Genomic DNA, 15,675 nt, shown 5'->3' on the forward strand with positions numbered 1-15,675 from the left:
GCGGCACCGGCGCCTACGCGGCCTTCCCCGAGGACCCCAACTGGCTCGAGAACCGGTGTTCTGCCGGGCGGGCTCAGGGTCCGCCGCCGCGCCACCGCCGTGGCCAAGGCGCTGCGCGCCGACGGTGATCCGGCGGGGCGGGCGCTGGAGTGGGTGACTCTCTACGCCATGGCGGTCAACGAGGAGAACGCGGCCGGCGGTCGTTTGGTCACCGCCCCGACCAACGGGGCCGCCGGCATCATCCCGGCCGTCCTGCACTACTGCGCCAACTTCGTCCACGGCGCCGACGGCGACGCCGTCGTCCGCTTCCTGCTGGCGGCCGGTGCCATCGGCCTGCTGTTCAAGGAGAACGCCTCCATCTCCGGCGCTGAGGTCGGATGCCAGGGCGAGGTCGGCGCCGCCTGCTCCATGGCCGCGGGCGGCCTCGCGGAAGTCCTCGGCGGTTCTCCGGAACAGGTGGAGAACGCCGCCGAGATCGGCATGGAACACAATCTGGGCCTGACGTGCGACCCGGTCGGCGGGCTGGTGCAGATCCCCTGCATCGAGCGCAACGGCATGGCGGCGGTCAAGGCCGTCACCGCGGCGCGCATGGCACTGCGGGGCGACGGCCGCCACCACGTCTCCCTGGACAAGGTCATCAAGACCATGAAGGGGACGGGCGCCGACATGAAGGTCAAGTACAAGGAGACGGCACGCGGCGGGCTCGCGGTCAACGTCATCGAGTGCTGACGACGCAGCGGCTGGGTATGAGCGGCACCCAGCACACGACGGTCTTCTGGAGGGCCTGGTCGCCGCCGAGCCGGATCTGCGGGAACCGGTCGGTGAGTTGGGTGCCGCCCCCCCGTACGCCGGAGGGCCGCCGTTGGGGGTTCTTGAAGCGCAGCAGGCCTGTGCCCGGGTTCTGCCCACGACGAGGAGCCAGGCGCACCCCGGGCAGTCGAAGCCCGGCTTCTGGTTGACGCTCAGCAAGGTCAGCAGACGGCGGCGGGCCCCCATCTGCGCGTGGGCGTGGCGCAGCGAGGTCGTGACCGCGGGAAGGCCCGCGGCGTGATTCTTCGGCGGGCCCACCCACAGAGGGGAGTCACCGGGGTCTCGGCGGGTGCCTTGCGGGCCATCGTCTAGTGCTCCGCGAGGTCGGCGCGGATGCCGATGCGGTCCTGGACCCAGCCGTGGAACTCGCCGATGTGGTGCTCGCTGGGCACCAGGACGCCGCCCTTGGCGTACAGGCGGGAACTCATCGCCGGCTGGCAGCGCTCACAGGCGTCGAAGTCCTGCCGGTTGACGCGGTCGAAGAGCTCCACCGACCGGCTGACGTCCCGGCCGCTCTCCACCACGCCCTTCAGGTACAGCCAGTCGCACTCCACGATCGTGCGGTCCACCGCCACCGGGAACAACCGGTGGAAGATCACATGGTCCGGGACGAGGTTGATGAACACCTGCGGGCGCACCGTGATCGCGTAGTACCGGCGGTCCTGTTCCTCGGTGACGCCCGGTATGCGGTCCAGGCCCTCCGAGCCGTCGACGGTGAAGCCCTGGACCTCCGAGCCGAACTCGGCGCCGTGTCCCACGTAGTACTGCGCCGCGTAGCCGTCGGCGAACTCCGGCAGGACCTCGGTCAGCTCGGGGTGGATGGTCGCGCAGTGGTAGCACTCCATGAAGTTCTCGATGATCAGCTTCCAGTTGGCCTTGACGTCGTAGACGATCCGCCTGCCGATCTCCAGGGTCTCGACGTCGTACCGTTCGACGGACTCCACGTCACCCAGGCGCGCGACCACGTCCGCGATCACCGACTCCTCGAACGACGGCGGGTTCTCGGCCAGGCACACCCACACATAGCCGAGCCACTCGCGTACCGCCACGCTCGCCAGTCCGTACTCGGTCCGGCCGACGTCCGGCATCTTGGTGAGGTTGGGGGCCGCGACGAGCTTGCCGTTGAGGTCGTACGTCCAGGCGTGGTACGGGCACTGGAAGGCCCGCTTCACCTCGCCGGACTCCTGCGTGCACAGCCTCGCGCCCCGGTGCCGGCACACGTTGAAGAAGGCCTTGACGGAGCCGTCCCGCGAGCGGGTCAGCAGCACGCTCTCCCGCCCGACGTCCACGGTCCGGAACGCACCCGGCTTCGCCAGTTCCGACGAGCGTGCCGCGCAGAACCACATCGACTCGAAGATGTGCTCCTGCTCCAGGCGGAAGATCTCCGGGTCCGTGTAGTGGTCTCCGGGGAGGGTCGCGATCAGGCTCTCCGGCAGGCCGGTCGTAGTCATGGTTCACCTCGAAGTGAAGCGCCCCTGGCGGGCGGACGGTTGCCTCATGCGCAACGAGATTCTTGCTACGCAACTCACAGTGCAGTCCGCCCGAACCACTGTCAAGACCTTGACCACAGGCCGTCACAACCAGGACCATGTTGCGTATCAGTCCGACTGTTGCGTATTGCGCACCCTCAGGGAGGGCTCAATGTCTCTTGGACCCACGACCGGCCGCGAGTTCGTCCTCACCCTGTCGTGCCCCGACCGCTCGGGCCTCGTCCACGCGGTCACCGGCTTCCTGGTCCGGCACTCCGGAAACATCCAGGAGAGCCAGCAGTTCGACGACCGGCTGCAGGACCGCTTCTTCATGCGGGTCCACTTCGACGTCTCGGACCCGGGCACCTCACTGGAGGACCTGAAGACCGGCTTCGCCCCGGTGGCGGAGGCGTACCGGATCTCCTGGCAGCTGTACGACGCGTCGACCCCGACACGCGCCCTGATCATGGTGTCGAAGTTCGGGCACTGCCTGAACGACCTGCTCTTCCGCCGGCGCACCGGCGCGCTGAACATCGAGGTGCCGGCGATCGTCTCCAACCACCGGGACTTCGAGCCGCTCGCCGAGAGCTACGGGATCCCGTTCCACCACGTGCCCGTGACCCGGGAGACGAAGCCCGAGGCGGAGGCGCGGCTGCTGGAGCTCGTCGACGAGCTGGACATCGACCTCGTGGTCCTCGCCCGCTACATGCAGATCCTGTCGAACGACCTGTGCAAGCAGCTCGAGGGCCGGGCGATCAACATCCACCACTCGTTCCTGCCGAGCTTCAAGGGCGCCCGCCCCTATCTCCAGGCGCACGAGCGCGGCGTCAAGCTCGTCGGGGCGACGGCCCACTACGTCACCCCGGACCTCGACGAGGGGCCCATCATCGAGCAGGACGTCATCCGTGTGAACCACTCGCAGGGTCCCGACAGCATGGTCGCCCTGGGGCGCGACGTGGAGGCGCAGGTGCTGGCGCGGGCGGTGGAATGGCACAGCCAGAGCCGCGTCATGGTCAACGGCAATCGGACGGTCGTCTTCCGCTGACGAAAATGACCTCCACCCCCTCACGCCTGTTGACCAATTCGCCTAGAGTCTCGCCATGAGCAACCTCGGCGCCGAGCCCGCAAGCGCTCCCCCTGGCGGAGTGCAGTCCGTCGACCGTGCTGTCGCCGTGCTGGAGATCCTCGCCCAGCACGGCGAGGCGGGCGTGAGTGAAGTGGCCGCGGCGATCGATGTCCACAAGTCCACCGCTTTCCGTCTGCTCGGCGCGCTGGAGGCGCACGGGATGGTCGAGCAGGAGAGCGAACGCGGCAAGTACCGTCTCGGCTTCGGAGTCGTGCGCCTGGCAGGCGCCGTGACGGGCCGCATCGCCGTCACCCGGCACGGGCGGGGAATCTGCGAGCGTCTCGTCGACGACGTGGGCGAGACGATGAACATCGCCGTGCTCGAGTCCCACCACGCGATCAACCTCTACCAGGTGCGCAGTACGTCGGCCATCGCCGCACAGAACTGGGTGGGACGGCAGACCCCGCTGCACTGCACGTCGAGCGGCAAGGTCCTCCTGGCCCACCTCGACAGCGGGAGCCGCGACGAGCTCCTCGCCCAGGCGGGCCTGCCCCGTATGACACCGCGCACGGTGACCTCCAGGAAGAAACTGGAGGCGGACCTGTCCGAAGCCCGTGAGCAGGGCTACGCCGTCACGCGGGAGGAATACGAAGAGGGCCTCAACGCCCTGTCCGCGCCGGTGCGTTCGGAGGACGGCGAGGTCATCGCCGCCCTCAGCGCGTCGGGGCCGGCCTTCCGGCTGACCGAGGAGCGCATACGCGAACTCGCACCGGTGATCGTCGCCGGAGCCGACGAGCTCAGCCGCCGTCTCGGCTACGCGGGCTGAGGGTGCCGGCGTCAGCTCGTCCACTCCCAGCCGCGTCCAGCAGCCAGTCCGTCAGGTAGCCGGCGAAGGACGAACGGACCAGAACCCAGAACCCGCCTCCGGGTCCGTCGCGGGCGACCAGGACGACCTGGGTGCGGCCCAGAACCGTCTGGGCGCGGCGGCCGGGGCCGAAGGCGGGCGCGTGCAGATCCAGCGAGCAGCCGTGGGCCGGCAGGTCGCGGGGAGCATCGGCTCGAGGAAAGGTGCCTCGATCTATCTGTTTTCAAATGCTGTGGAAGGCGCCGCGCTGGGTCTTGATCCGCTCGATGGCCGGCCGCTCGGTGACGTCGACGTGTTCGCAGCCGCCGTAGGAGCGCCGGCCCGGGTAGCCCTCGGCGTATTGGTTGGTCGCGACCGAGCCCTGTGCCTCCATCACGGCGGAGGAGGTGTCGAGCACGTTCATACGGCGTTCGCGTTCCTCTCGGCGGCCTCGACGACATTCGCGAGCAGCATGGCCCGGGTCATGGGGCCCACTCCCCCGGGCATCGGCGCGAGCCACCCGGCGACCTCGGAGGCGCCCGGGTGGATGTCACCCACCAGCCCCTGGTCGGTGCGGGTGATGCCGACGTCCAGGACGGCTGCGCCCGGGCGCAGCATGTCCTTGGTGATCAGCCCGGGCGAACCGGCGGCCGCGACGACGACGTCCGCCTCCCGTACGTGCCAGGCAAGGCCCCTGGTTCCGGTGTGGCAGAGGGTGACGGTGGCGTTCTCCGACCTGCGGGTGAGGAGGAGTCCGATGGGCCGTCCGACGGTGATGCCCCGGCCGATCACGCACACCCGCGCTCCGGCGAGCGGCACGTCGTGGCGGCGCAGCAGTTCGACGATGCCGCGCGGGGTGCACGGCAGCGGCGCCTCGACGCCGAGGACGAGCCGGCCGAGGTTGACGGGGTGCAGTCCGTCGGCGTCCTTGGCCGGGTCCATGCGCTCCAGTACGGCGTTGGCGTCGAGGTGGCGCGGTAGCGGCAGCTGGACGATGTAGCCGGTGCAGGCAGGATCGGCGTTGAGCTCGTCGATCGTCTCCTCGACCTGCTGCTGCGAGGCGTCGGCGGGCAGTTCCCGCCGAAGGGAGGCGATGCCCACCTGGGCGCAGTCCCGGTGCTTGCCGCCGACGTAGGCGCGACTGCCCGGATCGTCGCCGACGAGGACGGTGCCCAGGCCCGGCGCGCAGCCCATCGTCGCGGTCAACTTGGCTACACGCTCGGCGAGTTCGCTGCGGATGGCGGCGGCAGTGCCCTTGCCGTCAAGGAGTTGTGCGGTCACCTGGAGTGTTCCTTCCCACGAGCCTGCGCTTGAACGCCCCCAAGGGGCGCGGGGAACTGCGCGACAAGCCACGACGCACTCGCAGACGAGAACTCACCCACGAAGCCGGGACATGGCCGGATCGAACAACGGTTCCTCAGCCACAACCGCCTCGATCGACTGGTCGAAGTACCCGATGTGCACGACCGTCCCCGGAGCGGCCAGCTCCACCGGCAACCACGCATAGGCAATGCCCTTGCCGATCGTGTAGCCAAAAGCCGCACTGGTGACGTACCCCACCGCACAATCCCCGTCGTACACCGGCTCCTTGCCCATGACGACGGCCTCGGGGTCGTCGATCGTGAGACAGGTCAGCTTCCGCCGGACATCGGCCTTGCGCCGCTCCAACGCCGCCTTGCCGATGAAGTCGTCCTTGTCGAGCTTCACGGCGAAGCCGACCCCGGCCTCGTACGGGTCGTGCTCATAGGTCATGTCCGTGCCGAAGGAGCGGTAGCCCTTCTCCAGCCGGAGGCTGTTGAACGCTCCCCGCCCGGCCACGATGCCGCCCAGCGGCTCGGCCGCCCGCCACAGCGTGTCCCACAGCTTCTGGCCGAGGTCCGCGGTGGTGTACAGCTCCCAGCCCAGCTCCCCGACGTACGACAGCCGCATCGCCGTCACCGGCACGGAGCCGATGTGGGCGCGCTTGGCGCGGAAGTACTTCAGGCCGGTCGCCGAGAAGTCGGCGTCGGTGAGCGGCTGGAGGACGTCGCGGGCGCGCGGTCCCCACAGGCCGACGCAGCACGTGCCGGGGGTGATGTCGCGGACCTGGACCGTACCGTCGGCGGGGAGGTGCCGGGTGAACCAGTCGAGGTCCAGGTTGCCGTTGGCGCCGACCTGGAAGAGGTCGGGGGCCAGCCGGGCGACGGTGATGTCGCTGCGGATGCCGCCGTCGTGGTCGAGGAGCAGCGTGTACGTCACCGAGCCGACGGACTTGGCGACCTTGCCGGTGCACAGCCGCTCCAGGAACTCGCCCGCACCGCGCCCGCTGACCTCCAGTCGCTTGAGGGCCGTCATGTCGTACATCGCGACGGTCTCGCGGGTGGTCTGGGCCTCGGCGCCGACGATGGGCGACCAGTACTGCGCGGCCCAGTCGTTCGGGGTGACGATGGAACGGCCTTCGACCAGGCCCGCGTTGGCCTCGTACCACTGGGGCCGCTCCCAGCCGTTCGCCTCCAGGAAGAAGGCGCCCAGCTCCTGCTGGCGGGTGTGGAACGGGCTGGTGCGGATCGGGCGCGGGTCTCCCGACGGCTGGAGGGGGTGGAGGATGTCGTAGACCTCGACGAAGTTCTGGCAGTCGCGGGCCAGTACGTACTCCGGGGAGAGCTGGTGCGGTTCAAAGCGGTTGACGTCGCACTCGTGCAGGTCGTAGGAGGAGCAGTAGCCGTCGACCAGCCATTCGGCCATGGCCCGCCCGACGCCGGCGGAGTGCGTGACCCAGACGGCCTCGGCGACCCAGAAGCCCTTGACGTCCGGTGACTCGCCGAGCAGGGGCAGGCCGTCGGTGGTGAAGGAGAACAGGCCGTTGATGCCCTCCTCGACCTTGGCGTCCTTCGTCGCAGGGAGCAGTGACTGGGTCTCGCTCCATGCCTCTTCGAAGTCCTCTTCGGTGAACTTCAGGACGGAGGGCATCTCCTCGGCCTCGTCCACGGCGAGGATGTCGTCGGCGGAGATCGGCATCGGGCGGTGCCCGTAGTAGCCGATGCCCAGGCTGTCGAAGCGGTCGCGGTAGTAGAGGTCGGCGTCCTGGTGACGCAGGATCGGGCGGACCGCCTCCTGCGTCTGGCCCGCCAGGGCCGGTACCGGGCCCGTCCAGGCGAGCTGGTGGGCGAGCGGCGTGAGCGGGAGGTTCATGCCGACCATGCGGGCGATCTTCGGGCCCCAGATGCCGGCGCAGCACACGACGATGTCGGCGGGGATCTCGCCCTGGTCGGTGAGTACACCGGTCACCTCGCCCTCGGCCCTGGTGACGTCGAGGACTTCGTGACGGGCGAGGAAGCGCACGCCGCGATCGGTGGCCCGGCGGATCTGCGCCTCGACGGCGAGGACCGCCTTGGCGAGGCCGTCCGTCGGCACGTGGAGGCCGGCGAGGACCTTGTCCGGGTTGACGAGCGGGTGCTGCTCGACGCACTCCTCGGTGGTCAGCAGCCGGGCCTCGATGCCCCAGGAGGCGAGCCAGCCGTGGCGCCGCTGCAGTTCGGTGACGCGCTCCGGGCTGGTCGCCACCTCCAGGCCGCCGACCTGGAGGAAGCAGGGCTGCCCGTCGACGTCGAGCGAGCAGAACTTCTCGACGGTGTAACGGGCCATCTCGGTCATGGTCTTGGAGGGGTTGGTCTGGAAGACCAGGCCCGGGGCGTGCGACGACGATCCCCCGGTGGCGGGCAGTGGGCCCTGGTCGACCACGGTCACTTCGGTCCAGCCTCGTGCGGAGATCTCGTCGGCGAGCGCCGCCCCCACGACGCCCGCTCCGATGATGACCACCCGGGGTCCCGCCATCGCCGCACCTCCGACGTTGAAAGCGTTCAGTTGCTGTCTACGCAACAAGGTTCAGGTTGCGCAACTCAATGTGCCCGCCGCGCAGAGGCGTGTCAAGGGGTCCGCGACGCCGGAAAGGCACCCGGCGGCGACAGGGAGGAATCACCAGAAAACGGCGAGGCCCGGCAGGCTGACGACACAGCCTGCCGGGCCTCGCCGGCGGGGTTCACAGGGGCAGTCGTGCGCCCTACTTGATCCAGGCGTCGACCTTGTCGCGGTTGGCCTCGACCCACTTCTTCGCCGCGGCCTCGGGCGCCATCTTGTCCACCGCGATGTACTTGGCCACGGTGTTCTGGTCCTCGTTCGTCCAGGTGAACTTCTTCACCAGGTCATAGGCCGGGCTGCCCGACTTGGCGAACTTGGCGCTGACTATCTTGTCGAGGTTGTACACGGGGTAGTCGCAGGCGACCTTCTCTGTGTCGGCGTCACAGCCCGTCTTGTACTCGGGCAGGCTGACCTTCTTCAAGGGCACCTCGGACATGAACCACTGCGGCTCGTAGAAGTAGCCGATCACCCATTCCTTGTTCTTCTCGGCGTTGCGGTACGCCTGGATGAGCGCGGTCTCGCTGCCCGCGTACACCACCTTGTAGTCCAGCTTCAGGTTCTTCACCAGCGCCTCGTCGTTGGTGACGAACGACGGGTCTCCGTCGAGGAGCTGGCCCTTGCCACCCGACTCCGAGGTCTTGAACTCGGACGCGTACTTGTTGAGGTTCTTCCAGTCGAGGATGTCCGGGTGCGCCTTCGCCAGCCACGGCGGCACGTACCAGCCGATCAGGCCCTTGTTGCCGGTCGGGCCCGCCTCGACGGCGGTCTTCTGCTGGGTGATGTACTTCTTCTTCAGGTCGTCGTGGCCCCAGTTCTCGACGACGGCGTCGACCTCGCCCGTCCCGAAGCCCTGCCAGGCGATCTCCTCCTTCAGGTTCTTCTGCTCGACCTTGCAGCCGAGGTCGTGCTCGGCGACGTAGGCGAGGACCGCCGCGTTCGCCTCGTAGCCCACCCACGGGTTGATCGCGAGATTGAAGGTGCCGCACTTGTCCGAGCCGCCCGAGCCGCCCGCACTGTCGTCACCGACCTTCGCGCCGCCGCAGGCCGTGAGGGTGAGGCCGAGGACGGCCAGGCCGGCCGCGCCGGCTCTCCAGTGTCGTGCCATGGTGTGATGCTCCTTATGCTCCGGCGCGGCGAGCCGCTGCCTGAGTGATCCGGTCGAACATGACGCCGAGCAGGACGATGGCGAGCCCTGCCGCGAGTCCCTTGCCGTACAGCTGGCCCTGCGAGAACCCGGCCACGACGTCGTAGCCGAGGGCCCCCGCTCCCACCAGCCCGCCCACGACGACCATCGACAGCACGTAGATCAGGCCCTGGTTGGTCGCGAGGGTCAGGGCGCCGCGTGACATCGGCAGCTGGACCTTGGTGATGATCTGCCAGGTGTTGCACCCGGTGGACATCGCCGCTTCGACGGTGGTCTCGGGTACGGCCCGTATCCCGTCAGCGATGATCTTGATGGCGACCGGCGCAGCGTAGACGATCGCCGCGACGATGGCCGTGAACCGTGTCGCGCCGAACAACGCGAGGAACGGCACGAGGTAGACGAACGGTGGCATGACCTGCGCCGCGTCCAGCGAGGGCCTGAGCAGCCGGTCGACGAGCGAGCTGCGTCCCATCCACACGCCGAGGACCACGCCGAGCAGCATCACCAGCACCGTCGCCACGGCGGTGGACGCCAGCGTCGTCATGGCGTCCGACCACACGCCGGTCGCCACCAGCAGGCCCACACAGACGGCGGCGGTGGCCCCGGCACCCCATCCGCCGAGCACCGCGCCGAGCGCGACGAGGGCGGCGCCGACGAGCCACCACGGGGAGTCGGTCAGCAGCGTCTGGAACGGATTGAGCAGGCCGTTGGTGAGGGCGTCGCGAAACGCGTTGGTCAGGCCCGACAGGTTGTCCTGGGCCCAGGTGGTCACATCGGCCGCCGTCTTGGCGATGCTGCTGCCGATGCCGCCCTCACCGGGGAACTCGGCCGCCCACAGGTACGTGTGCGACAGGTACACCAGCACCGCCGCGATCACCGCACCGGCCGCGAGCAGGTGCCGCCGCCACTTGAGGAAAGGACTGTCCGAGCCCCTGGCCGTCTCGGCTCGTCCGCTCGCCGCGGTGGTGACCCGGTCCAGCACGATGGCCATGACGACGATGGCCAGACCGGCGTTGAAGGCGGTGCCGACGTCCAGCGACTGCAGGGCTTGGACGACGGTCTTGCCGAGGCCGGGCGCGTCGATCAGGGCCGCGATGGTCACCATCGCCAGCGCGGCCATGATGGTCTGGTTGACGCCCATCACCACCGTCCGCTTGGACATCGGCAGCAGCACCTTGAGGAGAGCCTGCCGCCGTGTCGCGCCCATCGAGTCCGCCGCCTCGACCGTGGTCTGCGGTACGGAGCGGATGGCGTGCGCGGTGATGCGGATCGCCGGTGGTGCCGCGTAGATCGCGGTGGCGATCGTGGCGGATGCCGGACCGATGAGGAAGAACAGGGTCAGGGGTGCCAGGTAGACGAAGGTCGGCATCGTCTGCATGAAGTCCAGGAACGGCGTCACGACCCGGTTGAACCGGTCCGACAGTCCGGCCCACACCCCCAGCGGGATCGCGAACAGCAGCGCCACGCACACAGCGGAGACGGTGAGCGCCAGGGTGTCCATGCTCTCCTGCCACAGGCCCTGGAGGCCCAGGAACGTGAAGCCGGCCACCGTGAGCAGCGCGACCCGCCAGTTGCCCGCGGCCCAGGAGACGTAGCCGGCGATGCCGACGACACCGAGCCAGCCGATCTGCGGAACCGGGCGGCCCGGGGCCGGCTGTGAGATCAGCTCTTGGACGAAGGTCACCAGTGAGTCGATGACCAGGCGGATCTCGTTGAAGAAGTAGAGGAAGAGCGGGTTGGAGTTGCGGTTGGCGCCGATGGAGTCGTTGACGTCGTTGAACCACCGGTGCAGATCGGTCAGGTCGGCCGCGGCGAGGGAGAGAGTCTGCCTGCCGCGCAGCACGGCGAAGAGCACGAACCAGACGAGCAGGATCGCGGCCACGACCACGGAGCGGTTGATCCTGCGCACGCGCCGGACCGCAGGGGGTGGCTCCGCGGTCCCGGTCTGCTCCGGTTTCTCCATCGCGACGGTCATCACGCGTCGCCTTCCTGCCCGGCGACGACCGCGAGGATCTCCTCGTCGCCGACGATGCCGAGCAGCTTGCCGTTCTCGACGACCTTGACCGGCTTCTCGGCCGCGAGCACCGCCCGCGTGGCCTCCTTCACCACGACGTCCGGGCCCAGCTCGGGACCGTCCAGGGGGTCGTCGGGCTCCGCCGGGCGCATGATCCACCGCAGGGTCAGTACGTCACCGCGGGGCACGTCCCTGACGAAGTCACGTACGTAGTCGTCGGCGGGGGCGCCGACCAGTTCGTCCCCGGTGCCGCACTGGACCATCCTGCCGTCGCGCATGATGAGAATGCGGTCACCCAGCCGCAGCGCCTCGGAGAGGTCATGGGTGATGAACACCATTGTCTTGCCGACTTCGTGGTGCAGACGGACGACCTCGTTCTGCATGTCCCGGCGGATCAGCGGGTCGAGCGCCGAGAACGGCTCGTCGAAGAGGAGCACGTCCGGGTCGCCGGCCAGGGCGCGGGCGAGACCGACGCGCTGCTGCATTCCGCCGGAGAGCTGGTCGGGGTAGGAGTTCTCGTATCCGGAGAGGCCGACGAGTTCGACGACCTCCAGAGCACGCTTGGTGCGTTCGGCTCTGCTCATGCCGCGGATCTCGAGACCGAACGCCACGTTGTCGACGACCCGGCGGTGCGGCAGCAGCCCGAAGTGCTGGAAGACCATGGAGAACTTGCTGCGCCGCAACTCGCGCAGACGGCTCGTGTCCGCGTCGCGGATGTTCTCGCCCTCGAAGAGGATCTCGCCGGCGGTGGGTTCGATGAGCCGGGTCAGACAGCGCACCAGGGTGGACTTGCCGGAGCCGGACAGGCCCATGACGACGAAGACCTCGCCGGGGGCGACCTCGAAGTGCACGTCGCGCACGGCCGCGGTGCATCCGGTGCGGTCCATCAGTTCGCGGCGGGTGAGTCCGCGCAGTTCCTCGGAGCCCGGTACCTGGCCCGCCTTGGGCCCGAACACCTTCCACAGCTCGCGCACGGAGATGACCGGCGTGGGAGCCGGGTCCTGGGGGGTATCGCGCCGCCGCGGCGCCTCGGTCGTTGCTGGGGTCATGTTCGACCTCTTTTCGGCGTTCAGCCGCGGAACCAGTGCTGCGGCCGGGGTTGGATGTTCTGCCAGATGTGTTTGGGCTCCCGGTACTCGTCGAGGCCGGCCGGTCCCAGCTCCCGGCCCACGCCGGAGTGCCCGAACCCACCCCATTCCGCCTGGGGTACATAGGGGTGGTAGTCGTTGATCCACACCGTGCCGTGGCGGAGCCGGCGGGCGACCCGCTGGGCCTTCCCGGCGTCCTGCGTCCAGACGGCGCCGGCGAGTCCGTACTCGGTGTCGTTGGCGATGCGTACCGCGTCGTCCTCGTCGGTGAAGCGCTCCACGGTGAGCACGGGCCCGAAGGACTCCTCGTGCACGACGCGCATGTCCTGACCGCACTCGTCGAGCACGGTGGGCGGGTAGTAGTGGCCGTCGGCCAGGGCCGGGTCTTCGGGGCGTACGCCGCCGCAGCGCAGGACGGCGCCTTCGGCGAGTCCGGCCGCGACATACTCCTCGACCTTCGTCAGGTGCTGTGCGGAGATCAGCGGGCCGGTGTCGGCCTGCGGATCGAAGGGGCCGCCCAGGCGGATCCGCAGGGCACGGCGGACCACCTCGTCGACGAACCGGTCGTGCAGCGTGTCCTCGACGATCAGCCGGGCACCGGCCGAGCAGACCTGCCCGGAATGCAGAAAGACGGCCGTGAGAGCGAAGTCCACGGCCGTCTCGAAGTCGGCGTCGGCGAAGACGACATTGGGGTTCTTGCCGCCGAGCTCCAGGGCGACCTTCTTCACGGTCGCGGCGGCGGTGGCCATGATGCGTCTACCGGTGTCCAGGCCGCCGGTGAAGGAGACCATGTCGACGGCGGGGTGCTCGGCGAGCGGTGCGCCCACCTCGGGGCCGGTCCCCAGGACGAGGTTGGCGGCTCCGTCCGGAAGCCCGGCCTCCTCGAGTGTCCTCATGAGCAGGATCGAGGTGGAGGGAGTGAGTTCGCTGGGCTTGAGGACGATCGTGTTGCCCGCGAGGAGGGCCGGCGCGACCTTCCAACTCGCCTGGAGTAGAGGGTAGTTCCAGGGTGTGATCAGTCCGCAGACACCGATCGGTTCGTACACGACGCGGCTGACCGCGTCGTCGCGGCCGGTGTCGATGACACGGCCGGCGTCGGTTCCGCCGAGCCCTCCGTAGTAGCGGAGGCAGGAGACGACGTCGGCGATGTCGTACTCGCTCTCCACCAGCCGCTTGCCGGTGTCCAGCGACTCGGCGCGGGCGAACGCGTGGGCGTCGCGTTCGAGGATGTCGGCGGTGCGCAGGAGGAGCGCGCCGCGCTCGCGCTCGGGGGTGCGCGGCCAGGGCCCCTCGTCGAAGGCCCGGCGGGCTGCGGCGATGGCCGCCTCGGCGTCGGGACGCGTGCCTTCGGACACCGTCACGGAGAGGGTGCCATCGGCGGGACAGCGGATGTCCCGGTGGCCTCCGGCCACGGGATCACGCCATTTTCCGTCCACGTACAGGTCTGCCACGTCGGGAGCCCTTCGAGGGAATCGCGTTGCGCATCACGCACCGTTTTGCTTGTGGTGGAACACTCTGCGGAAGGCGGGAACCCACGTCAAGGGGTCGGCCGATGACGGTTTTGCCAAGGAGGCAGCCCAAAGAACACGACGCCCGCAGGCCCGGAACACCTTGTTTCCGGGCCGATCGGCTCTATGAAAACTGCAGGTTACGCGCCTGCGTCGCGGTAGCGGTAGTACGTGGCGGCAGACGGCGGCAGCGGCTCCTTGCCGAGGATGAGGTCGGCCGCCTTCTCCGCGATCATCATCACCGGCGCGTAGATGTTGCCGTTGGTGATGTAGGGCATCACCGACGCGTCGACGACCCGCAGACCCTCCACACCGTGCACGCGCATGCTGGCGGGATCGACGACCGCCATCTCGTCGGTGCCCATCTTGCAGGTGCATGACGGATGCAGCGCGGTCTCGCCGTCCTTGGCGACCCAGGCGAGGATCTCCTCGTCGGTCTCGACGGACGGACCGGGCGAGATCTCCCCGGCGTTGTACGGGGCCATGGCGGGCTGGTTGAGCAGCTTGCGGGCGACTCTGACGGCCTCGACCCACTCGCGGCGGTCCTGCTCGGTGGACAGGTAGTTGAAGCGCAGCGCCGGGTGCTCGGCCGGGTCCTTGCTCTTGATCTTCACCGAGCCGATGGCGTCGGAGTACATGGGTCCGACGTGCACCTGGTAGCCGTGTCCGCCCGCGGGCACGGAGCCGTCGTAGCGGACCGCGACGGGCAGGAAGTGGAACATCAGATTGGGATAGTCCACGTCCTCGTTGCCGCGGACGAAGCCGCCCGCTTCGAAGTGGTTGGTCGCGGCGGGGCCCGTACGGAAGAGCCACTGGAGGCCGATGAAGGGGGCGCGCCACTTCGCGAGGTGCGGCTGCATGGAGACGGGCTGCTTGCAGGCGTACTGGATGTACACCTCCAGGTGGTCCTGGAGGTTCTCGCCGACACCCGGCAGATCGTGTACGACGTCGACGCCGAGGGCGCGCAGTTCCTCGGCGTTGCCGACGCCGGAGAGTTGCAGAAGCTGTGGGGAGTTGATCGCGCCTCCGCAGAGGATGACCTCGCCGGCACGCACCTGCCGGGGCCTGCCGCGGCCGCGCCGGTACTCGACACCGACGGCCCGCTTGCCCTCGAAGAGGACGCGGGTGACCAGGGCGCGCGTGGTGACGGTGAGGTTGGGCCGCTTCCGCACGGGCTTGAGGTACGCCTTCGCGGCCGACAGACGGCGTCCGCGGTGGACATTGCGATCGAACCTGGCGAAACCTTCCTGCCGGTAGCCGTTCACGTCGCTGGTGGGAGCGTGACCCGCCTCCTCGGTGGCTTTGAGGAAGCCCTCGAAGAGCGGGCTCGTCCCGGGGCCGCGTTCGAGGACGAGGGGCCCGTCGTGACCGCGGAACTCGTCGTCCGGGTCGGCGGCAAGACAGTTCTCCATCCGCCGGAAGTACGGCAGGCAGTGCGCGTAGTCCCAGGTCTCCATGCCGGGGTCGGCCGCCCAGCGCTCGTAGTCCATGGGGTTGCCGCGCTGGAAGATCATGCCGTTGATGCTGCTGGAACCGCCCAGCACCTTGCCTCGGGCGTGGTAGACGCGCCGGCCGCCCATGTGGGGCTCGGGTTCGGACTCGTACTTCCAGTCGTAGAAGCGGCTGCCGATCGGGTAGGTCAGTGCCGCGGGCATGTGGATGAAGACGTCCCAGGGATAGTCGGGCCTGCCCGCCTCCAGGACCAGCACCCGGTTGCCGGGGTCCGCGGAGAGCCGGTTGGCCAGTGCGCTGCCGGCCGATCCACCACCGACGATGACGAAGTCGTACTGCAAGTGAGCCATGAGGCCTCGTCTCGCTCGTGCCGTAGAGAATGC

11 protein-coding genes and 3 pseudogenes are annotated in these 15,675 nt (G+C 69.0%); 3 read left to right on the forward strand and 11 right to left on the reverse strand.

Annotated features, from left to right (window positions below):
- Positions 1–45: 45 nt before the first annotated feature.
- Positions 46–729 (forward strand): annotated as a pseudogene (locus AC07DF_RS33995) (L-serine ammonia-lyase); the annotation flags it as partial.
- On the opposite strand, the gene AC07DF_RS34000 reads toward AC07DF_RS33995, so the two are convergent.
- Positions 716–928: a hypothetical protein gene (locus AC07DF_RS34000; protein WP_478980085.1), complete on the reverse strand. Its 213-nt coding sequence runs from the start codon at positions 926–928 to the stop codon at positions 716–718. The pseudogene AC07DF_RS33995 and the gene AC07DF_RS34000 overlap by 14 nt on opposite strands.
- Before the next feature lie 190 nt (positions 929–1,118).
- Entirely contained in the window at positions 1,119–2,261 is a 1,143-nt protein-coding gene (locus tag AC07DF_RS34005) for an aromatic ring-hydroxylating oxygenase subunit alpha (RefSeq protein WP_478980087.1), read from the reverse strand.
- A 190-nt stretch (positions 2,262–2,451) separates the two neighbouring features.
- On the opposite strand from AC07DF_RS34005, the gene purU reads away from it, so the two are divergent.
- Entirely contained in the window at positions 2,452–3,324 is an 873-nt protein-coding gene (purU, locus tag AC07DF_RS34010; protein ID WP_478980089.1) for a formyltetrahydrofolate deformylase, read from the forward strand.
- A gap of 55 nt (positions 3,325–3,379) precedes the next feature.
- Positions 3,380–4,171 carry an IclR family transcriptional regulator gene (locus tag AC07DF_RS34015; RefSeq protein WP_478980091.1) on the forward strand — a complete coding sequence of 264 codons (792 nt, stop codon included), beginning with the start codon at positions 3,380–3,382 and terminating at the stop codon, positions 4,169–4,171.
- Here the strand turns inward: AC07DF_RS34015 and AC07DF_RS34020 are convergent.
- The 9 genes and pseudogenes from AC07DF_RS34020 to betA form a co-directional block, all read right to left on the reverse strand.
- Positions 4,143–4,409 (reverse strand): annotated as a pseudogene (locus AC07DF_RS34020) (hypothetical protein); the annotation flags it as partial. The gene AC07DF_RS34015 and the pseudogene AC07DF_RS34020 sit on opposite strands and share 29 nt — an antisense overlap.
- Positions 4,410–4,439: 30 nt before the next feature.
- Positions 4,440–4,589 (reverse strand): annotated as a pseudogene (locus AC07DF_RS34025) (serine hydroxymethyltransferase); the annotation flags it as partial.
- A 20-nt stretch (positions 4,590–4,609) separates the two neighbouring features.
- Positions 4,610–5,470 carry a bifunctional methylenetetrahydrofolate dehydrogenase/methenyltetrahydrofolate cyclohydrolase gene (locus tag AC07DF_RS34030; RefSeq protein ID WP_478980093.1) on the reverse strand — a complete coding sequence of 287 codons (861 nt, stop codon included), beginning with the start codon at positions 5,468–5,470 and terminating at the stop codon, positions 4,610–4,612.
- A 93-nt stretch (positions 5,471–5,563) separates the two neighbouring features.
- Positions 5,564–8,002 (reverse strand): GcvT family protein, encoded by a 2,439-nt coding sequence (locus tag AC07DF_RS34035; RefSeq protein WP_478980095.1) that lies wholly within the window; start codon positions 8,000–8,002, stop codon positions 5,564–5,566.
- Between the two features lie 226 nt (positions 8,003–8,228).
- Positions 8,229–9,191, reverse strand: coding sequence for an ABC transporter substrate-binding protein (locus AC07DF_RS34040; RefSeq protein ID WP_478980097.1), 963 nt, complete (start codon positions 9,189–9,191; stop codon positions 8,229–8,231).
- A 13-nt stretch (positions 9,192–9,204) separates the two neighbouring features.
- Positions 9,205–11,205, reverse strand: a complete 2,001-nt coding sequence (locus AC07DF_RS34045) for an ABC transporter permease subunit (protein WP_478980099.1) — start codon at positions 11,203–11,205, stop codon at positions 9,205–9,207.
- Positions 11,205–12,293, reverse strand: a complete 1,089-nt coding sequence (locus tag AC07DF_RS34050) for a quaternary amine ABC transporter ATP-binding protein (protein WP_478980101.1) — start codon at positions 12,291–12,293, stop codon at positions 11,205–11,207. Before AC07DF_RS34050 ends, AC07DF_RS34045 begins: the two co-directional genes overlap by 1 nt.
- Before the next feature lie 20 nt (positions 12,294–12,313).
- Positions 12,314–13,783, reverse strand: a complete 1,470-nt coding sequence (locus AC07DF_RS34055) for an aldehyde dehydrogenase family protein (protein ID WP_478980103.1) — start codon at positions 13,781–13,783, stop codon at positions 12,314–12,316.
- Between the two features lie 197 nt (positions 13,784–13,980).
- Positions 13,981–15,642: a choline dehydrogenase gene (gene betA / locus AC07DF_RS34060; protein WP_478980105.1), complete on the reverse strand. Its 1,662-nt coding sequence runs from the start codon at positions 15,640–15,642 to the stop codon at positions 13,981–13,983.
- Between the last annotated feature and the right edge of the window lie 33 nt (positions 15,643–15,675).

This window comes from Streptomyces sp. NPDC044719, assembly GCF_056433405.1.

What these genes read in the sequence shown, in the direction of transcription:
- AC07DF_RS34050 (WP_478980101.1), bottom strand. Translation starts at nt 12,293, where the DNA reads ATGACCCCAGCAACGACCGAGGCGCCGCGGCGGCGCGATACCCCCCAG.
- AC07DF_RS34005 (WP_478980087.1), bottom strand. Translation starts at nt 2,261, where the DNA reads ATGACTACGACCGGCCTGCCGGAGAGCCTGATCGCGACCCTCCCCGGA.
- AC07DF_RS34040 (WP_478980097.1), bottom strand. Translation starts at nt 9,191, where the DNA reads ATGGCACGACACTGGAGAGCCGGCGCGGCCGGCCTGGCCGTCCTCGGC.
- betA (WP_478980105.1), bottom strand. Translation starts at nt 15,642, where the DNA reads ATGGCTCACTTGCAGTACGACTTCGTCATCGTCGGTGGTGGATCGGCC.
- purU (WP_478980089.1), top strand. Translation starts at nt 2,452, where the DNA reads ATGTCTCTTGGACCCACGACCGGCCGCGAGTTCGTCCTCACCCTGTCG.
- AC07DF_RS34015 (WP_478980091.1), top strand. Translation starts at nt 3,380, where the DNA reads ATGAGCAACCTCGGCGCCGAGCCCGCAAGCGCTCCCCCTGGCGGAGTG.
- AC07DF_RS34045 (WP_478980099.1), bottom strand. Translation starts at nt 11,205, where the DNA reads ATGACCGTCGCGATGGAGAAACCGGAGCAGACCGGGACCGCGGAGCCA.
- AC07DF_RS34035 (WP_478980095.1), bottom strand. Translation starts at nt 8,002, where the DNA reads ATGGCGGGACCCCGGGTGGTCATCATCGGAGCGGGCGTCGTGGGGGCG.